19 protein-coding genes are annotated in these 22494 nt (G+C 30.3%); 8 read left to right on the top strand and 11 right to left on the bottom strand.

Translation table 11 applies throughout. From position 1 onward, the window contains the following. Position 1: 1 nt before the first annotated feature. Entirely contained in the window at positions 2-865 is an 864-nt protein-coding gene (locus AWE51_RS23430; protein WP_066319051.1) for an AraC family transcriptional regulator, read from the bottom strand. Between the two features lie 217 nt (positions 866-1082). Between AWE51_RS23430 and AWE51_RS23435 the strand changes: the two genes are divergently transcribed. After that, positions 1083-1499: a MauE/DoxX family redox-associated membrane protein gene (locus AWE51_RS23435; protein WP_066319053.1), complete on the top strand. Its 417-nt coding sequence runs from the start codon at positions 1083-1085 to the stop codon at positions 1497-1499. Positions 1500-1583: 84 nt separating this feature from the next. On the opposite strand, the gene AWE51_RS23440 is transcribed toward AWE51_RS23435, so the two are convergent. Genes AWE51_RS23440 through AWE51_RS23450 form a run of 3 tightly spaced genes read right to left on the bottom strand, consistent with a single transcriptional unit; the run spans position 1584 to position 3018 of the window. Beyond that, the gene (locus AWE51_RS23440) at positions 1584-2195 is read right to left on the bottom strand and encodes an alpha-ketoglutarate-dependent dioxygenase AlkB family protein (RefSeq protein WP_082832590.1); all 612 of its coding nucleotides are present in this window, start codon (positions 2193-2195) and stop codon (positions 1584-1586) included. 14 nt (positions 2196-2209) lie between these two features. Further along, positions 2210-2557 (bottom strand): DoxX family protein, encoded by a 348-nt coding sequence (locus tag AWE51_RS23445; protein ID WP_066319056.1) that lies wholly within the window; start codon positions 2555-2557, stop codon positions 2210-2212. Then, on the bottom strand, positions 2557-3018 hold the full coding sequence (locus AWE51_RS23450; protein WP_066319059.1) for a hypothetical protein: 462 nt from the start codon (positions 3016-3018) through the stop codon (positions 2557-2559). Before AWE51_RS23450 ends, AWE51_RS23445 begins: the two co-directional genes overlap by 1 nt. Before the next feature lie 249 nt (positions 3019-3267). Here AWE51_RS23450 and AWE51_RS23455 point away from each other — a divergent pair, with 249 nt between their 5' ends. Beyond that, positions 3268-4314, top strand: a complete 1047-nt coding sequence (locus AWE51_RS23455) for a M12 family metallopeptidase (RefSeq protein ID WP_066319061.1) — start codon at positions 3268-3270, stop codon at positions 4312-4314. A gap of 76 nt (positions 4315-4390) precedes the next feature. Here AWE51_RS23455 and AWE51_RS23460 read toward each other — a convergent pair whose 3' ends face one another. The 5 genes from AWE51_RS23460 to htpG form a co-directional block, all read right to left on the bottom strand. Then, positions 4391-5233: a DUF6503 family protein gene (locus AWE51_RS23460; RefSeq protein WP_066319068.1), complete on the bottom strand. Its 843-nt coding sequence runs from the start codon at positions 5231-5233 to the stop codon at positions 4391-4393. Positions 5234-5385: 152 nt separating this feature from the next. Next, positions 5386-7044 (bottom strand): serine hydrolase, encoded by a 1659-nt coding sequence (locus AWE51_RS23465; protein WP_066319070.1) that lies wholly within the window; start codon positions 7042-7044, stop codon positions 5386-5388. Between the two features lie 143 nt (positions 7045-7187). Next, complete coding sequence (locus AWE51_RS23470) at positions 7188-9509, bottom strand: outer membrane beta-barrel family protein (RefSeq protein ID WP_082832591.1); 2322 nt, start codon at positions 9507-9509, stop codon at positions 7188-7190. Positions 9510-9601: 92 nt separating this feature from the next. After that, positions 9602-10591, bottom strand: coding sequence for a response regulator transcription factor (locus AWE51_RS23475; RefSeq protein WP_066319072.1), 990 nt, complete (start codon positions 10589-10591; stop codon positions 9602-9604). Positions 10592-10717: 126 nt separating this feature from the next. After that, positions 10718-12607: a molecular chaperone HtpG gene (gene htpG / locus AWE51_RS23480; RefSeq protein WP_066319074.1), complete on the bottom strand. Its 1890-nt coding sequence runs from the start codon at positions 12605-12607 to the stop codon at positions 10718-10720. Positions 12608-12860: 253 nt separating this feature from the next. Between htpG and AWE51_RS23485 the strand changes: the two genes are divergently transcribed. Both AWE51_RS23485 and AWE51_RS23490 read left to right on the top strand, forming a co-directional pair. Further along, a complete protein-coding gene (locus tag AWE51_RS23485) occupies positions 12861-13526 on the top strand; it encodes a TetR family transcriptional regulator C-terminal domain-containing protein (protein ID WP_066319075.1) in 666 nt (221 codons plus the stop codon). Positions 13527-13573: 47 nt separating this feature from the next. Continuing rightward, positions 13574-14881 (top strand): ABC1 kinase family protein, encoded by a 1308-nt coding sequence (locus tag AWE51_RS23490; protein ID WP_066319076.1) that lies wholly within the window; start codon positions 13574-13576, stop codon positions 14879-14881. Between the two features lie 141 nt (positions 14882-15022). Here AWE51_RS23490 and AWE51_RS26740 read toward each other — a convergent pair whose 3' ends face one another. Next, complete coding sequence (locus tag AWE51_RS26740; RefSeq protein ID WP_157766212.1) at positions 15023-15187, bottom strand: hypothetical protein; 165 nt, start codon at positions 15185-15187, stop codon at positions 15023-15025. A 252-nt stretch (positions 15188-15439) separates the two neighbouring features. Here AWE51_RS26740 and AWE51_RS23495 point away from each other — a divergent pair, with 252 nt between their 5' ends. The 4 genes from AWE51_RS23495 to AWE51_RS23510 all read left to right on the top strand — a co-directional run bounded on the left by AWE51_RS23495 (position 15440) and on the right by AWE51_RS23510 (position 19795). After that, the gene (locus AWE51_RS23495; protein ID WP_066319078.1) at positions 15440-17494 is read left to right on the top strand and encodes a tetratricopeptide repeat-containing sensor histidine kinase; all 2055 of its coding nucleotides are present in this window, start codon (positions 15440-15442) and stop codon (positions 17492-17494) included. Beyond that, positions 17487-18119 carry a response regulator gene (locus AWE51_RS23500; RefSeq protein ID WP_066319080.1) on the top strand — a complete coding sequence of 211 codons (633 nt, stop codon included), beginning with the start codon at positions 17487-17489 and terminating at the stop codon, positions 18117-18119. The genes AWE51_RS23495 and AWE51_RS23500 overlap by 8 nt, the downstream gene beginning before the upstream one ends. Positions 18120-18265: 146 nt before the next feature. Next, positions 18266-18520: a T9SS type A sorting domain-containing protein gene (locus tag AWE51_RS23505; RefSeq protein ID WP_066319082.1), complete on the top strand. Its 255-nt coding sequence runs from the start codon at positions 18266-18268 to the stop codon at positions 18518-18520. Between the two features lie 267 nt (positions 18521-18787). Next, positions 18788-19795 carry a 3-oxoacyl-ACP synthase III family protein gene (locus tag AWE51_RS23510; RefSeq protein ID WP_066319085.1) on the top strand — a complete coding sequence of 336 codons (1008 nt, stop codon included), beginning with the start codon at positions 18788-18790 and terminating at the stop codon, positions 19793-19795. Between the two features lie 267 nt (positions 19796-20062). Here AWE51_RS23510 and AWE51_RS23515 read toward each other — a convergent pair whose 3' ends face one another. Beyond that, positions 20063-22456, bottom strand: coding sequence for a TonB-dependent receptor domain-containing protein (locus AWE51_RS23515; RefSeq protein WP_066319087.1), 2394 nt, complete (start codon positions 22454-22456; stop codon positions 20063-20065). Positions 22457-22494: the final 38 nt, after the last annotated feature.

Consider the following 22494-nt stretch of genomic DNA (forward strand, 5'->3'; position numbering starts at 1 on the left):
ATTAACCGGCCTCAATAGTCATTTCTTTTCTATATTGTTTTGGAGACATTGCAAAGTGTTTTTTAAAGGTTTTAGTAAGATGACTTTCATCGGTGTACCCTAATTGATATGCAATCTCAGCAATAGTAAATTCTGTATGTTGTAATCTATATTCTACAAGTTTCATTTTATATTTAGTAACATACTGATGTATCGATTCACCTGTTTTTCTTTTAAAGTAGGTGCTAATAGAGCTTTGAGACATGTTAAACTTATTTGCTAAAAAATTAATTTTAGTAAGATCATTATCATATACATTTTGCCTAATATGTCCTAAGATTTGATCGATCTTTGTATTACCAACAAGTATTTCTCTTTGATTAGAAGTATATTTTTCAGAAATATTTCTCATTATAATACTCAAAATAGTACTTATAGCATTCGAAATAATTTCTTGATAATAGTTCTTTTCATTTTTAAACTCATCTAAAACTACGTTGTGAATATCCCAAATAATATTTCGATCTTCTTCGTGACAAATAACATCACCAGGAATGATGTTAGGATGATGCAATAGTTGTTCAATTCTTTGTAACCAGTATTTCCTATCGGGTAAGTTCACCTTACTGGAAAATAAAAGTTCAGTGAATTTAAAATAAGTAAATTTAGAATGTTTTTCTATTTCGAAATGGTGTGTGTCTTCAGGTGCTAGTAAAAAGATATTATTCTCTGAGTACGCAAATCTAACACCGTTAATAGTATGATAACCGCTTCCTTTCTCAACGAAGATAATTTCAAAATAATTGTGGTTATGAGGCTCCGCTTCCCATTCATCAATAGCATATTGATGCACAACAAAGGTCTCATGCAAAGTGTAACGATTCATAAACATTTTTTAACATTCTTAAAGTTACAAAAATAAAATCAATAAACAGGAATTGTTTTTTACATGTAATAATCAACGAAATCGTTTGATGTTGTTGATATGTAGTTAGTTGTGTCTTTTTTTTACAAGTTTAAGGTATAATTATACAAGTTTTGAGGTTTTTTTACGACGTATATTTGTAGCATAGAGTAGCACAGTTGTTTTTAATAGAGTTTTTATGAAATTTAGAATTTATATATATCCAGTTATAAGAATAATAATGGGGATGTCGTTGGTTTTATATAGTGTATATAATGTCATTAAATATCGTAGGTTTTTAGATAGACTTGATCATTACTTTGATCAGGCTTCAATATTTGATATTGGTTTTATTGAAGCTTTGGCTCCATTAGTACCTTTTGAAGAATTTGTAATAGGAATTTTTTTAGTACTCAATATTTTTAAGAGGAAGGTTTTAATTGCCTCGATTCCATTATTCGGTTTTTTTACACTTTTCTTGCTTGATGTAAATCAAATTAGTTGTGCATTTATATATGCAATATTTTGTGTAACGGCGATAATATTATTAAAGAAAGATAAATATGATTTGTATGCAGACAGAAATTCTGCAGATTCATTTCGTATGATACAATAGTTTTGATTTTTCCCTTTAAAAGGATTTTGTGAATTGATTTTTTGTTTGATTGTAGATACCCTTGCATATAGTGTAAGGGTATTCTTATGTAATTAATCTAAAGGTGAGATTGATTCTTGGTTCCACTTTTTTTTGTGTTTTTGGGATTTGATGTAACCAGCATTCTTGTGTTCTTCCTTGCATAAGTAGTAGACTGCCAGGCTGTAATAATATCTTTTGTTTTAAGTTTTTGTTGTTTTTATGTTTAAAATGAAACCAACGTGCTTGACCAAAACTGCATGAAGCAATAATTGGATTATGTCCTAATTCTTTTTCATTATCCGAATGCCATCCATTACTATCCTGGCCATCTCTATATAAATTTAGTAAGCAACTTGTAAAAGATATTGTACAGACTTTTTCTAACTCTTTTTTAATCAATAAAAGCTCTTTTGTAAAAGGGTTAGGTTTCATAGTTATATTAGAATATGTGTAGGCATTGTCATTATTTGCATATAAAGCAGTAAGTCGGGGTTGCGGATATGTTTTTCCAAAAACGGTAATGTCATCTTGTTGCCATTTAATAGTATTTTTTAAAATTTTAAATAGCTTTTCGGCCATGTTTTTACTAAAAAAATGGGGATAGTAACGTACATCTGCATCGATCATATCTAGTTGTATATAATCACCCTGCAAATCAAATAATGGTAAACTCATGATAAAAATCTAATCTATATATACTGATATGCCCAATATATGATACCAAACTGTAAAAACAATCTAAAAACCAGTATTGATTTGGGAAGATTAAGGCTTGCTTTTTTATGAACCAGCATATGAATGTGTACTGGAAAAAATAGAATTAGCATAATTACAATTGCCCAAAGGGAAAATACTCTCGAAGTTGTAAACAATAATCCTATACCGGCACTAAGTTCTGCAAGACCACTTAAATAGACAATTAATTTATGATAAGGTATGTACAATGGCATAACCCTCATAAACGCCTTTGGACGAACAAAATGAAAAATTCCTGCAATGATAAAAATAGAAGATAAAATATATAAATGCCAACTCATTAAACGCCAGTAGTTTTTTGTTTACCAGATTCACTAAGTGCAAAATCTTTACTACGAGTCATTTTTCTAATAAAGCTCACTTTTCTAAAGCGTAGTGCAGTCCAATCATCATCAATAGAAACTTGTCTTACAGGTTCTAAATTATAATCACCAAGAACCCCCCATCCATAATCTCTTGTAATTTCTGATGTGTAATTCTTAGAACTTTTCTTAGGGTAGGCAAACCATAAAATGCCATCTCCTACAAATTTAGGATACAATGTCTCAATACGATTTTCGATTTGTTTTTTCTCAGTAACAAAAACTATGGCAAAATCTACCTCAGATACCTGTATCAAAGATTCTTTTACATCTACATCTTTAAGGCAATCTAATTCTTTACAAAAGCCCTTGGGCTCATTAAGTATCAAAACCTCGTCTAACTCAGGAGGAAGCTGTAATTTTTTAAAAAGCGGAGTCATGATTGTGAATTTTTAGAAAATGTGCTTTCTAAAGATACAAAAAATGTAGATGATATTTACTATAATAGCTAGAATTCATAAAACAATATGTTTAATAAAATACAGTAGAATTCGCAATTTTATAGCGTATAATTAAAATCTGATGTGAAAAATTTAATATTTAACATTAAAACGTAAAAATATAGCAAGTCGGATGCAATAAGACAGTTATTTTGTAGTTTGCACAATACAAACTCAAACTTATTAATTATGAAAAATTCTTTTAAAAGCATCGCGCTAGGTGCTTTGGCACTCGCTATGTGTGGTGTATTCGTTTCTTGTGAGAATGATCAATCAGAAACTTCTTTAAATGAAAATCTAGAACAATTAGACAAAGGCTTCACTCAAGAAATGGCTTTTCCTGAACAAAATGGAAGTATTGAAACTATCAAGCTTAATGGTCAATCTGTTAAAGTAGAAAAAATAGACGGTCAGTATATTTTTGGTGGAGATATGATTGTTTTTCCTGATAGCGATGATGCCAAAAGTACTGGACGTACTGGTAGAAGATGGCCAAATAATACCGTATACTACGATATACAAAGTAGTTTGGCTAATCAAAGAAGAGTTACAGATGCAATTGCACATTGGGAGGCAAATACAAGCCTTAAGTTTGTAAGACGAACTAATCAGTCTGCTTACATTTATTTTAGAACAGGTAGTGGTTGTTCTTCTTCTGTAGGTCGTACTGGAGGAAGACAAAATATTAACCTTGCCAATGGTTGTTCTACGGGTAATACAATACATGAAATAGGACATGCTGTCGGATTATGGCATGAGCAAAGTAGAAGAGATAGAGATCAATACATCACTATCAATTTTCAGAACATACAGTCTAACGCAACATTTAACTTTCAGACATATAGCCAACAAGGTACAGATGGAGCAGAATATACTAATGCTCTTGATTTTGGTTCTATAATGCTTTATGGTTCTTTTGCTTTTTCGGCTAATGGTCAGCCTACTATTGTTAGAAAAAATGGATCTACTTATAATGCGCAAAGAAATGGTCTGTCTGCAGGAGATATTGCAGGTATAAATGTCATGTATCCAGGTACCGGAGGTGGTGGTACTGACATCTGTGATGGTGTAGCACCTTATTCTAGTTCGCAAAGCTACAGAGTAGGAGATCGTGTAACTTATAGAGGGTATTTATATGAAAGAGAAAGAACAAGATGGAATAGATTAGGAAGATGTGGAACTTCTAGATCATCTAAATCTGCAGAAATATCGGATCTTAATGATATAGCAAAATAGTACAGTATTTAGATATATTAAAAAAGAACTCCCCTTTAAAATTGATTTTAAAGGGGAGTTCTGGTTTAGTAAAGAATTAAAGTTTTATTTCCTTAGCGTTTTCGGGAGTTTCAAATAAGTTGCTTTCTGAATCTAAAAAAGTAATGTCAGAGATCGTTACCTCACCAATTGTATCACCATAAATTCCTTTTTCTTCATTCCAACCATAGAAATCCCATTTAGTAGCAAATGGAATACCATCTATCATTTGGAAATCTTTATAATGAACTGCATGTGGGTCTTCTTCTGCTTTAGAAGTATCTCCGCCGCTTCCAAAAGATACTATATAGGCAGCAGATTTTAAAGTGTTTTCATTAACATCCGTATAAATTACATACCAATCATCAGGAGCATCACCGGTTCCTTTTTCAAAAGTTAGTTTTGCAGTTTGGTGATTAACATTATCAAGAGCTCTGTTGTTGCCAAGTTCCCATTTTGTACCAGGGTCATTTAATTTATATGGCATTGCAAAAAAATAAGTCCAAGTAAACATATCAAAACGGGCACCTTTTTCGTTAGCGTCCTCTGGACATAAAAACACTTTTTGTCCATCATATATTAGTTTACTTTCGTCTTTTTTATCAATTCTTATTTTTGTAGAATTAGTAAGCATCGTAACCTTACCATCTAAGTGGGGTTTACCTCCAAAAAGAATATTAATATTAAAACTTACTGCTTTATGTTTTAAAAAAGCTTCCTTCTTATGTGCCTTTTCGATACTTGCAATATAATTGTCAATAATAGAAAGTGCGCCATCGCCAATACCTCCATCAGGTTCTACCGGTATCATTTCATTTTTTTTATCTTCAGTTTTTTCTTTTTTATCCTGATTGCAACTAATCGTTGTCATAGCTAGGAATAAAATCAAGAAATATTTCATTGTGTATAGAGTTTATGTTATAAGTGTTAAAATTACTAAAACCAATACTTGAAACATAGTATTTATGAAAACTGTAACAGATGACTGGTGCTAATAAGATAATGCTTAAATTATAAAATTTAACTTTGAGTTATACTATTGAAATGATACAATTATTTTTTTCTTTTTGCAGAAATTTTATTGTTTGCCTGATGTAAGATGGCATTAATAGTTTTATTATTTTTCATTATAAATTCTATAGTTGCAGGAAACTCTTTGATAAAGAATTTGGTCTTAGTTTCAGCGTGTATCTCAAAAGATTCCTGTCCTGTAGCTTGAGATATTAACTTGTCATTTTCTAACTTGATAGTAATATCAAAACCGGGTTTGATTTCATAAATACCAACATATTGTTTTAAAATATTTATAGGAACTTTGATAATCTTTTTTTCCAAAGGGATTGGCTTGTTGGTTTTTATCCCTTTTGAAATGTTGTTTGAATTACGATCGGTAAATATTACTTTGATAGGGTCTTGCGAAACTTCAAATTTATATTCAGAGAAGTTATCTTCAAAGAAAAACGAAGACTGGTTTTTAGGAAAAATTTTAAATTCTGTACTTCCTTCTCTTTTACTATATAATTGATTTTCTTTTAAAGTAATGATTCGAATTGCTTTATCTTCAAATTCATATACTCCGATGAATTTCTTTAATTCTTGATTAGGTATATTAATTGCAGTTTTGGCAGTATGGTAAGGTTTACCTATTGCCATGGCTGCAATTTTTTTAGCTAGGTTAGCTGGACTATTACAATTACAATTAGTAAGTATGACAACATATACATCTTCTTTAGGAACATAGATTTCATAAGAGGTATACCCAAAAATTCCACCACCATGCTGAATAGCTGGTACATCATTAACATCATACGTCAACCAACCATATCCATAATTGGTAGGGTCTCCATTATTTAATGAGTAATTAGTATAGGCTTTTTGTAGTGTTTCTTTTTTTACTAAGCTGTTTTTATTAAGCGCTGTTTGCCATTTAAATAGATCCTCTACGGTACTCATTAAAGAACCTGCAGCATAGGGCAATGTCATGCTTAAATAATTAGAATTTATATAACCATTTTTGGTTTGATACCCTGAAGCTCTATTTTTGATAATTTCACTTTTATGACCATATCTAGAGCTGTTCATTTGTAACTTTTTAAAAATATGTTGTTCTACAAAATCTTCATAGGTTTGCTTAGAAATTTTTTCAATAATATATCCTAAAATAAAATAACCAGAATTGCTATAACTCCATTTATCTCCAGGATCAAAATCCAAAGGCTCATTTTTAAAATAATCAATCATTTCTGTAGGAGTCATATCATTTCGGGCAATTTTTGATAAATTCATCGAAGTATAACTTTTTATTCCTGAAGTATGATTTAAAAGATGATGTATGGTTATCTTTTTTCCATGAGTAGGATAATCAGGTATAAATTTGGTTATTTCATCCTCAATAGATAATTTTCCTTGTTCCATTAACATTAATATTGCTATCGAAGTGAATTGTTTTGTAATAGAACCTATTTCAAAAACATGGTTGGGTCTCATTGGTACATCGAGTTCAATATTGGCTAGCCCAAATGCTTTATGATATATAATATCTCCTCTTTTGGCAACTAATATTGTGGCGCCTGATCCATCAGACTTGTATTTTTCTCGTAAAAGAGTGTCAAATTTTCCTTCTAAATTTTGTGCAAAAGAAAAAAGTGGCACTACAAAAAATAACACCAACAAAATATAATTGAAGGGGAGTAGTTGATTTTTAAACGTCATGGTATCTGTTTTTTGATTGATATCTCTGTATGACGGTCTGTTCGTATTTCTAGTTACAGAAAAGATTTAAATTTTAAAAAAGTAGATGTGCGCTTATTTTTCTTTAAGAGCAAGTGGGTTAGTTTAATACTGGTATATTAAGGCTACCGCAATCTATTGATGTTTTCGTCGATATCCTTATTTTTAAAAGATGGTTTTTTTACTTTTCCAAAGAAGTACTTGATCGAAATTGATAATTCTTGAGCATTTACATAATATATATTTTCAGTATTAATACTATTGATGGTGGATACATCAATAAAATTCATGTTTCTAAAAACATCATTTACGTTTATGGCTACAGTAAGGTCTTTAAAAAATATTTTGGTAAACGAAGCTCCCAAGACAAACATAGCGTTTCTCTTAAAAACACCTTGATATCGTTTTGTAAATCCCCAAAAATTTAAACCTAAAGTTGTTTCATGAGGCAGTTTAAATTCGTTGTTCGAGTAATAATATAGATATGGTTTTACTTTGTTAAGTATAGCAAGATCATCTTTAATTTTACTATTAAGTACAGAAAGAGAATTTGTTGTGCTCCACAGTTTATAGGTTGTGGTATTTGTATACCTGATCTGATAACCAGATTCTTCACTAAAGTTTTGAGGAGAGGATATGGTTCTGTTTTCTGAAGGAGTATAGCGCACAGCATAAAATATGGGATCTTTTTCGGTATAATAGTTTAAGTAAAGCGAATGTTTTTTTAGTTGGATATTTGCAGATATTTCTGTGGTTATAGTGGGTTTTAAATTTACATTTCGTGAAAATTCAGAAAAAGGACTAATAAAAGTACTTATAGAACTTGCATTAAGAAAACTTGGCCGACTGATTGTCGTATTATAATTTAGATGTAAACTTTTAGTACTGTCTATGGGGATGGTAAATTTGACTTTTGGAAATAAACGTGTTTTTTTGCGATCAATCAATGGATTAGACTCTTTTCTGAAACTTCCTTTAACAACATTAGTTTCGGATCTTATTCCTAAAGAAAAATTATATTTATTTTTTTTAGCAGATAACTCAGCGTAAGATGCATAAATATCTTCTTGATAGTCATATTTTGATGTCCTTTTGCTTATGGGACGTAAAAAATTAAAATCAGATGTTGCCAATGCATTTGCATGGGATATACTTCCGCCGATTTCTAATTTGACATTTTTATCAAATTCTTTTTCAAGATCTATTCTGGTGGCTAAGGCTTCTATTTGATATTTTTGATCTCGATTTTGAGATGCTACAAATCCCATTTGATTTAAGTTATTAAAAATGTTACTCTTTAGGTGCCTTACATAACTTGAATATTGAATTCCAAAAAACAAATTACTCGTATTGGTGATTTTTTTGTTTAAGTTGATATTACTACTAAAAAAGCTTCTTTCTTCATCATTTTTAGTTTCGGTTAAGATAAAATCCTCTTGTAGATCTTGTTGTAAAAATGTACTCGCTAAAATGGGAAACCGATCAGTTTGAGTTCTAAAATTTACCTGCCCAGATAAGTAATCATTTTTATTTAAAGAATAGAATACTCCACTACCCATAACAAATTGGGGTCTAGGACCAATCGAATTTACACTGATTTCTGATTTAATATTTTCATCTGGGATGTCAAGTTTTGAATCTACAGCCTCCCAAAAACCAATTTGATTGTAGTTAAAGTTAGCTCTCAATTCTAATTGTTTTTTCTTAAAAGTACTGTTTAGACCAGCATAATTATCCAACCTTCTTTTAAAAGAAGCCGTCTCAGAAAGTTGAATTTTATAACCGTCTAAAACATCTCGTTTTCGTGTAATAAGTATTAAACTTCTACCTTCTGCTTCGTATTTAGCAGAAGGGTTATCTATAATTTCAATATCCTTAATATCATCAACAGCTAATGCCTTTAATTGATCAAAATTTATTTTTTGGTTATCTAAATAAAGTAGTGGTGTGCCTCGTCCGATAATACTAATTGATTCCTGATTTGGGCTTATTTGTATTCCTGGTAATTTTGATAATACAGCAGTCGTTGTTGGTAGAGATTTAAAAACCGAATTTTCTATTTCGACTTTTATATTGCCATTTGCAAACTTGATGTTATTTTTGATTCCTTTTATCGTAACTTCATCTAAAGCAACCCTGCTTTTTTGTAATGTAATTGTTATCGATTTATTTTTATTAAGCAAAATTTCTTCTATTTTTTTTTCATATCCAATACATGAGATTGAAAGTATATACGCGCCAATTTCAAGATTGGTAAAGCTAAATTTTCCTTGATTAACAATGGTGTATCCTACAGTACTATTGTCTTTTTTATCAATAAGAAGAATATCTCCCGAATTTAATGGGGTGTTATCCTGATTAGAAATAATACCCGAAATAGAATATTGGTGTTGACTGTAAACATTACAATAGATAAATAGAATTAAGAAACAAATTATTGGTCTCATTTTTTGCTTTAATTTTTAAAGCAAATAACAATCGAAAAAGGAGTACTATCATTTTTTTGAAGCCGAATAAGGTACTAGTACGGGTATGATTTTTACTTTTTTAGTAGTAACTCCTTGCGATTAGAGATGTTGAGCTTACTGTAAATGTTTGAAATATGTGTTTTTACAGTGCTAAGGCTTACAAATAGTTCATTTGCAATTTCTTTGTTACTTTTTCCTGAAACAATAAGATCTTTTACAATTGTTTCTTGTTTACTAAGGGGGATTTGAGTCTTATTTTTTAATTTGTGTTTTGATGAAAGAAGAATTGTGACTAACAGAATAATAACTAAAATAGCAATACCATTAATCCATAAACTTATACGATACTTTTGACTTGTTTGTTGTTGTATGATAAAAGCCAGCTTATGCTCTAGATGTGTATATGTAATTGGATCAAGTTCACTAGATTTTAATTCTTCTAAAAACTCAATATAGTAGTCGGGATTGGTTTGGATATCTTTATCTAACAGATCCTGATCATCTAATCTTTTTATACCGATTAGTTTTACCAAGAGTATTTGCAAAGAATCTTTTACATATCCTTTGGTTTCTAGTAAGTACTGTTTTGGATCAAAATCAGAGGTTAGGTTTTCATACCTAGCTTGGAATTTTTTTAATTTCTGCCATTCTCTATCCGCCGTATTATTTGAAGTGTAATCATTAAATACTATTTTAGATTTTTTAAAATGTATGGTGTCTTTTTTTGAAGCAATTAATAATTTGAAATTCTTTACCTTATCAGAAAGCTTCTTTTTTTCTTCTAAAGAAATAGGATTTATATGAACTTTGTAGATATCATCTTTTGTGGTAAATAAATGGTTGTCAAAAGCAAAAAAACCATCTTTGGTTAATTCAGAAAAAGCAATTGTATTGGATGTATAGGTTCCTTTGTTTTTTTCAAAGCTAACTTTACTTAAATATACTCGTTTTTCCCATTGTTCTGAATTGTCCAAGGATACATAACCTGATATTGTATGTTGGCTAAATAGATTTGTATTTAGGACAAGTAAGAATAAAAAAAAGGTATAAAGTTTTTTCATCTTTATTGGATATACAGCAGAATTACGAATGTAAAAGTTTTAGTACTTAAATCAAAAGTATTACAATAAAAAACCGCTTCAACTAGAACAGTGAAGCGGTTTAAATATATAAGTAAGACTTAATAACTATTTGATCATCTCAAAACTACGTTTGATAAAATCTGTTAGTTCTTCTCCTTTTAATAAATTTTGAGAAAGCCTTGCCAAGTCTAAAGATTGTTTAATTAAACGTTCTTTTTTCTTTTCAGTTTTTGTTGCTGCAATTTGGCCGATCAATTCATGATTTGTATTTACAACCAAATTATACATTTCTGGCATATTACCCATACCAAACATTCCACCGCCACCGCCGGTTTGTTGCATTTCTTTCATACGACGCATAAACTCGGGTTGCGTGATCATAAATGGAGAAGCGTCACTATCCATAGCTTCTAACTGAACAGTATACTTTTCTGCAGGGATTACTTTACCAAGATCTGTCTTAAGATTTTCTTTCTCTTCATCAGATAGTTTAGAGATAGTTTCCTCATCTTTTTTGATCAAATTATTAACGTGATCAGCATCTACACGAACAAAAGTGATATTTTCTTTACTCGTTTCCAATTTTTGGATCAAATGCGAAACGATAGGCGAGTCTAATAATAACACTTCATACCCTTTGTCTTTTGCAGCAGTAATATACGAATGTTGCTCGTCTTTATCTGAAGCATACAAAACAACTAACTTGTTATCTTTATCAGTCTGATTGTCTTTAATTTTTTCTTGAAGTTCTTCAAAAGTCAAGAATGTGTCATCTACAGTTGGATATAATGCAAATTTATCTGCTTTTTCAAAGAATTTATCTTCAGATAGCATTCCGTATTCAATAACTATCTTAATATCATTCCATTTTTGTTCAAAATCTTCTCTACTATTTTTGAACATTGTACTAAGCTTATCACCAACCTTACGAGTAATGTAACTTGAAATTTTCTTTACATTACCGTCGGCTTGTAAATATGATCTAGAAACATTTAAAGGAATATCTGGAGAATCTATAACTCCACGTAACATTGTTAAAAATTCCGGAACAATACCTTCAACATTATCGGTTACAAATACTTGGTTTTGGTATAACTGTATTTTATCCTTTTGAATACTCATATCCTGACCTAACTTAGGAAAGTATAAGATACCAGTAAGATTAAAAGGATAATCAACATTTAAGTGAATATTAAATAAAGGTTCCTCGAATTGCATAGGATACAATTCTCTATAAAAACCTTTGTAATCTTCATCTTTTAAATCTGTTGGTTGTTTAGTCCAAGCCGGATTAGGGTTATTTATGATGTTATCTACTTCTTGTGTTGGAGCAGGATCTTCTTCTTTTGCATCTTCGGGTTTTGGTAACGTTTCTGTTTTAGTCCCAAATTTGATAGATACTGGCATGAATTTGTTATACTTAACTAATAATTCATTGATTCTTGCTTCTTCAAGAAATTCGGTATCTTCTTCTCCGATATGAAGTATAATTTCTGTACCTCTTTCAGATTTATCATGTTCTTCAATTGTATATGTAGGAGATCCATCACAAACCCAATGTGCAGCAGGTTCGTCTTTATATGATTTAGTTATAATTTCTACTTTATCAGCAACCATAAAAGCAGAGTAAAAACCAAGACCAAAATGACCAATAATTCCAGAATCTTTGGCGCTGTCTTTGTATTTTTCTAAAAATTCTTCTGCACCAGAAAAAGCTACTTGATTGATGTATTTTTCAACTTCTTCTGCAGTCATACCGATCCCTTGATCTATAATATGAAGCTGCTTCTTATCTTTATCTATTTTAACCTCGATCAGTGGATTGCCATACTCTATTTTAGTTTCACCAATACTGGTTAAATGCTTTAATTTTAAAGTTGCATCTGTAGCGTTTGAAATTAATTCTCTTAGAAAAATCTCATGATCAGAATACAAGAACTTTTTAATTAAAGGAAAAATGTTCTCTACCGATACATTAATACTTCCTGTTGCCATTTTTATAATGTTTTATTTATTTTTTATTCTTAATAAGACTGTAGTCAAAAAAAGTACCAATAGAAACATTATGACAAACTGACATTGAAGTATAATTTTTTCGCCTAATTCCGTAAGGGATTATACCCAATTACGTCTGTTTAAAAGACAAAATGTAAGTTTCAATTTTGTTGAAACAACTTTAACATATTTTTTGTTTAACTTTTTTACTATAAAGTTAAACAATTTATATCTTTACAAGAAACTTATAGATATGGCATCGACAGGGAAAAAGAAAAAAATAGATAGAGAGTTTATAATTGCAGCGTATATGAATTATGTTCTTGAACATGATGGGTATCCCAAAACTGTTTATAAATTTTGTAAAGACATTAAAGTATCAGAAGAAGATTTTTATAAGTTCTTTGGTAGCTTAGACGGTCTTGATAAAAATATTTGGAGTACTTTTTTTACTACTACTGCCAATGCGATGCATAAAAACGAACAATTCGAACATTTTTCGAGCAGAGATAAAATGCTCACACTTTTTTATACACTATTTGAAATGTTAACCCTAAACCGAAGCTATGTGTTGTTTGCTTTAAAACGATATGATATGCCTCTAAAAAATATGACTCAACTAAAAGGGTTGAGGTCTCATATCAAAGAATTTGCAGGAGAGTTAATAGAGACGGATAATGATGAAAAAACATCAAGATTGGTAAAAAACCCTGTAGCAGTATTTTCTGAAGGCGCCTGGTTACAATTCTTGTTTTTACTTAATTTTTGGATGTCAGACGAATCACCAAGTTTTGAAAAAACAGATGTAGCTATAGAAAAATCGGTGAATACAATATTTGATCTATTTGATAATACACCACTTAATAATGTACTTGATTTCGGAAAATTTCTTTGGAAAGAAAAAATAATGTCAAATTAATTTAAGGAATTAGAAAATTTTCAGACTCATTAAAAAGAAGTACATAAATGAAGACAATAGATAAAATACCAACTACAAAACTAGGAAGAACATCAGAGCTTGTGAAAACTGGCGTTAAGGTGGGAGGCAATTATCTTAAATACTATAGTAAAAAAGCAGTTAATCCAAAAGCAACCAAGGATCAACTAAACGAAGATAATGCGGCAGATATTTATGATGGTTTAAAAAACCTTAAAGGAAGCGCTCTTAAAGTAGCACAAATGCTATCTATGGAAAAAAATATTTTGCCCAATGCATATGTAGAAAAGTTTTCATTGTCACAATTTAGTGTGCCACCATTATCGGCACCTTTGGTTCGTAAAACATTTAAAAAATATCAGGGTAAATACCCAGAAGAATTATATGACACGTTTGCAACTCAATCTGTCAATGCGGCGAGTATCGGTCAGGTACACAAGGCTAATAAAGATGGGAAAAAACTTGCTGTGAAAATTCAATATCCCGGAGTTGCAGACAGTATAAGTTCTGATCTGGCGATGGTTAAGCCCATCGCCGTCAGAATGTTTAACTTAAAAGGAAAAGATTCTGAAAAGTATTTTAAAGAATTAGAAGGTAAATTACTTGAGGAAACAGATTATATATTAGAAGTTCAACAAAGTAAAGAAATTACAGAAGCTTGTAGTAAAATACCGGGGTTACGATTTCCTAATTATTATGAAAAATTGTCTAGTGAGCGTATTATTACTATGGATTGGATGGATGGTAAACACCTTAGTGAATTTGCCAAGCAAAATAAAGATCAAGCAAAAGCAGATAAAATAGGGCAGGCATTATGGGATTTTTATATGTATCAAATGCATATACTAAAAGCAGTACATGCAGATCCACACCCAGGAAATTTCCTAGTAGATAAAGACGATAATCTTATAGCAATAGATTTTGGATGTGTTAAAAAGGTTCCTTTGGAGTTTTATACCCCTTATTTTGAGCTTGCAGATAAAAAAAATATAGACGATCCACATTTTTTTTCCCGAAAGATGTTTGAATTGGAAATACTCCGAGACGATGATTCTCACAAAGAACTAAAATTCTTCTCGGAGTTGTTCCATGAAATGCTAAGTTTATTTACAAAGCCATTTCAAGAAAAAACATTTGACTTTGCGGATGAAGAATTTTGGAAAAATATTACAGAATTAAGTGAAAAATATGCTAACGACAGCGAGTTAAAAAAGATGAATGGTAATAGAGGTAGTAAGCACTTTCTTTATATCAATCGCACTTTTTTTGGATTATATAATCTTTTACACGATTTAAAATCTACTGTAACTGTCAAAAATTTTGAAAATTACCTTTAGTCAGTCATCCGACTGGCTTGGTTTGTTTATTTATTGGTTAGGTTGTTAGAAAGATGCGCTGTGGTTGGCGCATCTTTCGCTTTTATAAGATTCATGGTTTGTTTTATTTAATTTAGTTACTACTTTGGTTTTTGACTTTAACTATTTTGATGTTGGAGTTGGATGCCAATAAGGATAGTAATCACGTGTACTTACCCCAGTAGGAGTTTTGATATTAGAAGCTAATGCATTTCCTGCAATAATATTTTTGGGATCTAGAATTTCCTCTTTTTTAAATTTCAGAATACTGTTTTCTTTTTGTGTCATTTTATTGGTTTAAATTATTTATCTAATCTATTAAAGATTTTTTAATTTTTGTTGCTCATTATCTTTTAATAATTTTGAAAGTTGTTATTCCTTCGTCTTTACTATGAAAAGATTGCATGTTATTTTTTGTAAAAATCGAAGTATTAAAACGGTATAATATGTATTTCATCTTTGTTATACATAAAAAAAAGAATGATATGAGCTAAAAACGCTTTTATTCTTATATTACCACCTTAGAAATACCCTATTAGAATGCTTAAAAGTAAAGTGTACATATTCGTTTTTATTATAGCTTGTAATTCACAAATATTTTCACAACATAAAAAAGATATACTTACTTTAATTACAACAGTAAAAAATACAACCGAAAAAACGAAAAAGTTACTTTTGTTAGATTCATTATCTAATGAAATTAGTAAAATGCAGTCTAATGATTTTGATTTTTACAAGAAAAATTATGCAAAGTATACAAATCAATATATCGCATTAGCAAAAACACTGGATAGTATTGACTTGGCAGCATTTGAGACATCAAAATTTACATATCATTATCTTAATATCATAGGAAAACCAGACTCTGCTCATATTATTATAAACAATATTATAAGAGATAGTAATAGTATAAAAAAGAGAGTAAACTTGGCACATCTTTATGTGAAAAGAGCAGGGGCAAGTTATCAAACTGATCATTTAGAAAATGCCATAAAAGATTATTCCAGAGCAGAAAAAATATATCATCAAACAGGAGATTCTATATATGAAGCAGATGCAATCTACTTTAATGGGCAAGCAACCGAACGATTAGGAAAACTTGGGCAAGCGGTGCTTAAATATCAAGATGCTAATAAACTATATGCTAAACTTAAGGATACTGCATATGTTGCATTTAGTGGGTTAGCGGTATCTGGTATTTTTAGCCAATTATATCTTTTAGAAAAATCTTTTGAAGAGAGACAAAAAATCAGAAAATTATTAAATAGTCAAAAGCATAAAGATTATATAGCCCTATCAGAGTTATACATAAATGATGCACGAGATTTTGTAAAGAAAAAAGAATATATAAAAGAAGAACAAGCTTATCTTAAAGCGTTAGAGTTATTAAAAACTAAAACCAAAGAAGCAAGAGACCTGTTTAGAATAAGATCGTATCTTTCTGAGTATTATGCTAATCAAAATCAATTAGTAAAGGCTAAAAAGTATTTAGACACTTTAGAACAAAGTCCTAACTTGGTTACTAATTCTTTTGACAGAATATTTTACCTTAAAGCATTAAGCAGATTTAAAAAAGCAGATAAAAAATATAAAGAAGCAATTGCAGCTTTTGAAGAAGAAATAAATATCTTCAAAAAATCAGGAGATATAAGAGGTCAGGTTGCTTTAGAAAAAGAACTTTATGAGTGTTATAAAAAAATTAATAATAAGACAGCAGCTCTAGCTCATTTAGATAGATATACTGTCTTAAAAGACTCTATATATAGTTTGACACGTTCTAATAGTGTAATTTATTATAAGACACTATATGAGACAGAAAAGAGAGATAATAAAATAGCAATTCAAGAAGCGAGTATTAATATATTAGAGGAAAAAGATAAAGCAAAACGTAATCTTTTAATCTTTGGGGGTATTGGGTTGAGTTTGGTGTTTTTATGTGTGTATCTGTTTAGAAACAGAACACTTTTGATGCGTAATAAACTTTTACAACAATCTTTTTTGCAAGAACTATTACAAACACAAGAAAGAATAAGCAAAAGGATTTCAAAAGATTTACATGATAGCGTTGGACAAAGCCTACTATTGATTAAAAATAGAACTTTACAAAATGATGATAAACAAACTGCTGAAATCGTAGATGGAGTAATTAATGAGGTACGATCTATCTCTAGAAGTTTACATCCTTTTAAATTAGATGAGTTGGGACTTACGGTAACATTGCAAAGTAGTGTAGAAATGATTGATGATAGTTATGATATTTTTATTTCGGCAGAAATTGATAATATTGATAAAGTTTTTGATCAGGATAAAGAAATAAATATTTATAGATTGGTTCAGGAGAGTTTTAATAATATTCTAAAGCATTCTAATGCCCGGTCAGCAGAGATAAAAGTAATTAATAAGGATAATAATGTAGAAATCATTATAACTGATAACGGTAAAGGATTTGATGTTATCCAAGAAAAGACTTCTATGTCCAAAATTGGTTTAAAAACTTTAAGCGAACGATCAAAATACCTGAAAGCTAATTTCAAAATATTTTCAGAAATTAATCAAGGAACAACATTAGTATTTAATATCCCAAAGTATGGTTAAGCCAAATATACTTATTGCAGACGACCATCCTTTACTTTTAAAGGGGTTAGAAGGGTTTTTAAAAGAAAAAAAATATAATATTATAGCAACTTGTCTGGATGGGTTATCGGCCTACAATACTATTATTAAAGAAAAGCCAGATATCGCTATATTGGACATAGAAATGCCTAATATGACAGGTATAGATATAGCCAAAAATTGCAAACGATATGATATTAAAACAAAGATTATCCTAAATACTCTGCATAAAGAGAAAAAAATGTTCGAAAATGCCGTAAAATTTAATATACATGGATATTTGTTGAAAGAGTTTGCTTTAACTGAAATTGAATCATGTATCGCCAGTGTATGTGAAGGTAAACCTTACTTTAGTGAAAAAATATTCAAACGATTTTCTCATTCTTCTGATGAAAATACTAATATAGAGAGTTTAACTCGATCCGAAATTAAAATATTAAAGCTTATTGCAGATGAAATGACTAGCAGTGAGGTAGCTGATTTTCTTAGCATATCGGTTAGAACTGTAGAAAAACATCGCGCAAACATTATTAAAAAATTAAACTTAGATCAGAAACCAAATTCACTTCTTATTTGGTCTCAAAAAAATAAAGAAGCGTTATTATAGCATATTAGAAAACCAAAATTTTATCTAGACTAATACCATTTGTTTATAGTGAGGCACTCTTAATTACGTAAGGCTACGTATGTTTTTATATAAATTCAGAATATATATTTGTATCAATCAAAGACGAACAGTTTTTTTGTGAGAAGATGATTGAAAGCAGTAAAATAGAAACATTCTGTATTTACCCTAATCCTATGATGGGAGAGGTGTATATAGATTTTAAAAATCAAATTTCTAAAGCGTCTTATAAAATTTTTGATAAAAAAGGAAAGGTTGTTAAAGAAAGCAAGAAACTAATCCAAAGAAATACAATTTCATTAAAAGCATTACCTACTGGTATATATACTGTACGAGTAAAAAATAAAAATAAGGTAATGACTAAAAAACTTCTGAGACTATAAGTTTTAGGAAGATTGGGGGGAAAAAAACTACTAACATTTTTGTTAGTAGTTTTTTCGTTTTAAGGTGTCTAGAGTTTGTTGTATACACTTTGATTTATTCATTATTTATACTTACCAAAATAGAATTTGTATTAACATTAGAGTTATTTTACTATGCATGCATACAATATGATTAGTGTTTCTTTTATCAAGATGCTAAGAATACATATATTGTTCGCCAGTTTTTAATTACCATAAAATAACGCACAATACACAATAATTAACTATATGTATACTTCGAAAATATCTGGATTAGGATCGTATGTTCCTGAGAATGTTGTGACAAATGATGATCTTTCTAAAATAATGGATACAAATGATGCTTGGATCCAAGAAAGAACAGGAATAAAAGAAAGACGCCATATAAAAAAAGGAGATGGTAATAGTACATCTACTATGGGAGTTAAAGCAGCAGAAATAGCATTAGAAAGAGCTAATTTAACTACAGACGATATAGATTTGATCATTTTTGCAACGCTAAGTCCCGATATGTATTTTCCCGGGGGAGGAGTTCGTGTGCAAGAAATGATGAACATGAGAACAATTCCTGCTTTGGATGTCCGCAATCAATGTAGTGGTTTTGTATATGCGATCTCTGTAGCTGATCAATTTATCAAAACGGGAATGTATAAAAACGTACTGGTGATTGGTAGTGAAAATCATAGTGGAGGATTAGATATGACCACTCGAGGTAGAGGTGTTTCAGTAATTTTTGGAGATGGAGCTGGAGCTGCAGTGTTGACCAGAAGCGAAAAAGAAGGTAAAGGTGTTTTATCAACACATCTGCATAGCGAAGGAGCACATGCAAAAGAATTATCTCTTGAAGGCCCTAGTACTGCACATTGGGTGCCAGAAATTATAGCAGATAATCCAAAAGAGAATATACCGTATTATCCATATATGAATGGACAATTTGTATTTAAAAATGCTGTGGTACGTTTTTCTGAAGTAATAAATGAAGGCTTACAGGCAAATAATCTTACATCTCAGGATATTGATATGCTGATACCGCATCAAGCAAATTTGAGAATTTCTCAGTTTGTTCAAAAACAATTTAAATTATCTGATGATCAAGTGTATAATAATATTCAGAAGTATGGAAATACTACAGCTGCATCTATACCCATAGCACTTACCGAAGCTTGGGAAGAAGGAAAAATTAAAGATGGAGATTTATTAGTTCTTGCTGCATTTGGTAGTGGTTTTACCTGGGGTAGCGCTATTATTAGATGGTAAAAAGATATTATAAAATAAAAACGCGAAGCATATTAGCTTCGCGTTTTTGTGTTTAATTACTCGGTTATTAATTTTTTAAAGGCTAATTCAAATAAACCATAACCATGATTCTACTATATTAAACGTAATAAATTGCGATGTGTTACAGAATTTGTGAAATTTTTGCAATTATTTAACTTTAATACATTTTTAATTAAAAATCTTTAAATTTAACTAAATTAGTAAATATTTATTAATGTATTAACATTTTAACTGTAAATAACTAATCTATAGGATACCTCCGCCTGATTTTTCATTATTATCTCGTCTTTTTCTAGATAGTTTTTTATTTTTTCCACTTCCAAAACGATAAGATAAACCTAAATAGACTGTTTGTGTTTCTCCTTGAAACCTTCCATTTTGACGAAAAGGAACATCACTTTCAAACCTAAAACGCATGGTATTGAATAGGTCATTGTAATTGATACTAAAAGTTCCTTTACCATCTAAGAAATTGTAACGTGCTCCTGTGTTCACAAAATAAAACGGCTTAGATTCGAATTGAACCCCGTCCTGTGGCCCACGATAGAATCCAAATACTTGAAAGGTTAAGTTCTTTGTAGCTTTAAGACTATTATTTATCCTAAAATTATAGATTACGGCATCGACTTCTCTTGATATGTTATTGACTATACCTTTTTGAGTCTGTCCATATAGGTCAAAACTAGCATTTAAACTCCACCATTTAGTGGCTTTGTAATTTCCTGATATCTCGATTCCATAAGCAGAATTGTTATCAAAATTATCAAAAGTTAATATTTGCCCATCTGGTACAATAGGGTCTGTGATAAGTGTCTGGTTAATCTCATTATTTATAATTCTATAAAACACTCCACTTGTAATTGATCCGTTTTGTAATTTTCTAGTATAATTAGCTTCGATAGAATTGGTAAACTGTGGTTCTAAGTTTTGGTTACCTCTAGAAGTAATTCTAGGAACACTCCATTCACGTATAGGATTAACTTGATTTAAACCAGGTCTATCGACTCTTCTGCTATAACTTAATTGATAACTGTTTTTTTCACCTGGGGTATAAGAGATATATGCAGATGGGTAGATTGTAAAAATATCATCTTCGAATTTTCTAATAATATCATCTTGAGATGATCTTTTTTCTATAAAAGTAGCATCCACTTGGTAGTTTTCTACTCTTGTGCCAATTTGGTAAGACCATTTTTCTAAGTTTTTGCCGTACGTAGCATAAATCGAATGAATATCACGATCATAGGTGAAGTTAGAGTTAGGAAAAAGTGTTGACGCATAATCATTATCGGTTCTGCGTAATCTAAGTTCATAACCAAGTTCTAATTTGGCTTTTTCGGATAGCGGATTAACATAATCAAGGTTGATTGTAGTATTTGTTCTATTATTACCAATTAAATCATTATAAGCTGTCGCTGTACCATTTCCGCCAGTAAAACTAAAATCATCATCACTATCACTTTCAAAATCATTGAAATCAACTTCTAATTCTATATTATGACCTTCTTTGATAAAATTATGTTTATAATCCAGATTGTAAGTACCGCCAAGATTATCACTATCGCTTATCAAGTTTTGAATTAAATCATCTTGATCGTTGTTTAAGAAAAGTACATCTGTAAAGCCTCTGGTTACTCCATCAAATAAATTTTGATTGGTATATACCGAAAATGTATTACGTTCATTAATATAATAATCGATCCCAATTTTAATTAAATGAGATTTATTGTTGTCCAAAAATCTAAAGTTCTGTCTACTATTATCATCTTCTCTAAACACAAAACCTCCATTTAAATTTTTGGTGATATTTGTGCCGTAATTACCATAGATATTTACTTTACCTGTTCTGTAATTTAAATCTATAGAATTGTTAAAACGTGCGTTTTTATCAAAATTTACGCCGAGGTTTAAATTACCATTAAACCCCATATTACTATTCTTATGAAGTACGATATTAATAATTCCGCTCATCCCTTCCGGGTTGTATTTTGCTGATGGATTGGTAATAAGTTCAACTTTTTTTATCGAGGTAGAAGGGATTTGTTTTAATAATTGAGCAGCGCTTATATTCGTAGGTTTTCCATCGATAAGGATACGTACATTTTGATTTCCTCTTAAAGCTATATTACCATCCTGGTCTACATTTACAGAAGGAATATTATTCATGATTTCTGCTGCTGTACCTCCTGTAGTTGTAAGATCTTTTCCAACATTAATCACTTTGCGATCAATTTTTTGTTCGATTGTTGTTCGTTCTGCTACTATGGTTACATCATCTAATGATTCGGCCTCTTCATCTAGTGTGACTATGCCAATATCAATGTCTTTATTCGTTTTAGAAATATCTATGGTTCGTGAATAAGAAGTATACCCCATAAACTGAATTTTTAAGGTATAAGATCCTTTTGGAATATCAGCAATCAAAAAATCTCCATTTTCTGTACTAATGCCTCCACTAATAATTTTTTCAGAAACATCAGTAAGAACTACTGTAGCGTAGGGGATTGGTTGGTTTAAGTTTTTATCAACGATTTTACCTTTTATGGTACCCAGAATGACTCCGTCTTTGGGTTGTGCAGTGCTTAAAAGAGAATAGAATAGAAAAAGTAAAACACCAGTTTTTTTAATACTTGTTTTCATTTGATTGATTTTTGATTGATGAGTAAACGCACTAAATA

This window comes from Aquimarina aggregata (assembly GCF_001632745.1).
Taxonomy (GTDB): Bacteria; Bacteroidota; Bacteroidia; order Flavobacteriales; family Flavobacteriaceae; genus Aquimarina; species Aquimarina aggregata.

What these genes read in the sequence shown, in the direction of transcription:
- AWE51_RS23430 (WP_066319051.1), bottom strand. Translation starts at nt 865, where the DNA reads ATGAATCGTTACACTTTGCATGAGACCTTTGTTGTGCATCAATATGCT.
- AWE51_RS23435 (WP_066319053.1), top strand. Translation starts at nt 1,083, where the DNA reads ATGAAATTTAGAATTTATATATATCCAGTTATAAGAATAATAATGGGG.
- AWE51_RS23440 (WP_082832590.1), bottom strand. Translation starts at nt 2,195, where the DNA reads ATGAGTTTACCATTATTTGATTTGCAGGGTGATTATATACAACTAGAT.
- AWE51_RS23445 (WP_066319056.1), bottom strand. Translation starts at nt 2,557, where the DNA reads ATGAGTTGGCATTTATATATTTTATCTTCTATTTTTATCATTGCAGGA.
- AWE51_RS23450 (WP_066319059.1), bottom strand. Translation starts at nt 3,018, where the DNA reads ATGACTCCGCTTTTTAAAAAATTACAGCTTCCTCCTGAGTTAGACGAG.
- AWE51_RS23455 (WP_066319061.1), top strand. Translation starts at nt 3,268, where the DNA reads ATGAAAAATTCTTTTAAAAGCATCGCGCTAGGTGCTTTGGCACTCGCT.
- AWE51_RS23460 (WP_066319068.1), bottom strand. Translation starts at nt 5,233, where the DNA reads ATGAAATATTTCTTGATTTTATTCCTAGCTATGACAACGATTAGTTGC.
- AWE51_RS23465 (WP_066319070.1), bottom strand. Translation starts at nt 7,044, where the DNA reads ATGACGTTTAAAAATCAACTACTCCCCTTCAATTATATTTTGTTGGTG.
- AWE51_RS23470 (WP_082832591.1), bottom strand. Translation starts at nt 9,509, where the DNA reads ATGAGACCAATAATTTGTTTCTTAATTCTATTTATCTATTGTAATGTT.
- AWE51_RS23475 (WP_066319072.1), bottom strand. Translation starts at nt 10,591, where the DNA reads ATGAAAAAACTTTATACCTTTTTTTTATTCTTACTTGTCCTAAATACA.
- htpG (WP_066319074.1), bottom strand. Translation starts at nt 12,607, where the DNA reads ATGGCAACAGGAAGTATTAATGTATCGGTAGAGAACATTTTTCCTTTA.
- AWE51_RS23485 (WP_066319075.1), top strand. Translation starts at nt 12,861, where the DNA reads ATGGCATCGACAGGGAAAAAGAAAAAAATAGATAGAGAGTTTATAATT.
- AWE51_RS23490 (WP_066319076.1), top strand. Translation starts at nt 13,574, where the DNA reads ATGAAGACAATAGATAAAATACCAACTACAAAACTAGGAAGAACATCA.
- AWE51_RS26740 (WP_157766212.1), bottom strand. Translation starts at nt 15,187, where the DNA reads ATGACACAAAAAGAAAACAGTATTCTGAAATTTAAAAAAGAGGAAATT.
- AWE51_RS23495 (WP_066319078.1), top strand. Translation starts at nt 15,440, where the DNA reads ATGCTTAAAAGTAAAGTGTACATATTCGTTTTTATTATAGCTTGTAAT.
- AWE51_RS23500 (WP_066319080.1), top strand. Translation starts at nt 17,487, where the DNA reads ATGGTTAAGCCAAATATACTTATTGCAGACGACCATCCTTTACTTTTA.
- AWE51_RS23505 (WP_066319082.1), top strand. Translation starts at nt 18,266, where the DNA reads ATGATTGAAAGCAGTAAAATAGAAACATTCTGTATTTACCCTAATCCT.
- AWE51_RS23510 (WP_066319085.1), top strand. Translation starts at nt 18,788, where the DNA reads ATGTATACTTCGAAAATATCTGGATTAGGATCGTATGTTCCTGAGAAT.
- AWE51_RS23515 (WP_066319087.1), bottom strand. Translation starts at nt 22,456, where the DNA reads ATGAAAACAAGTATTAAAAAAACTGGTGTTTTACTTTTTCTATTCTAT.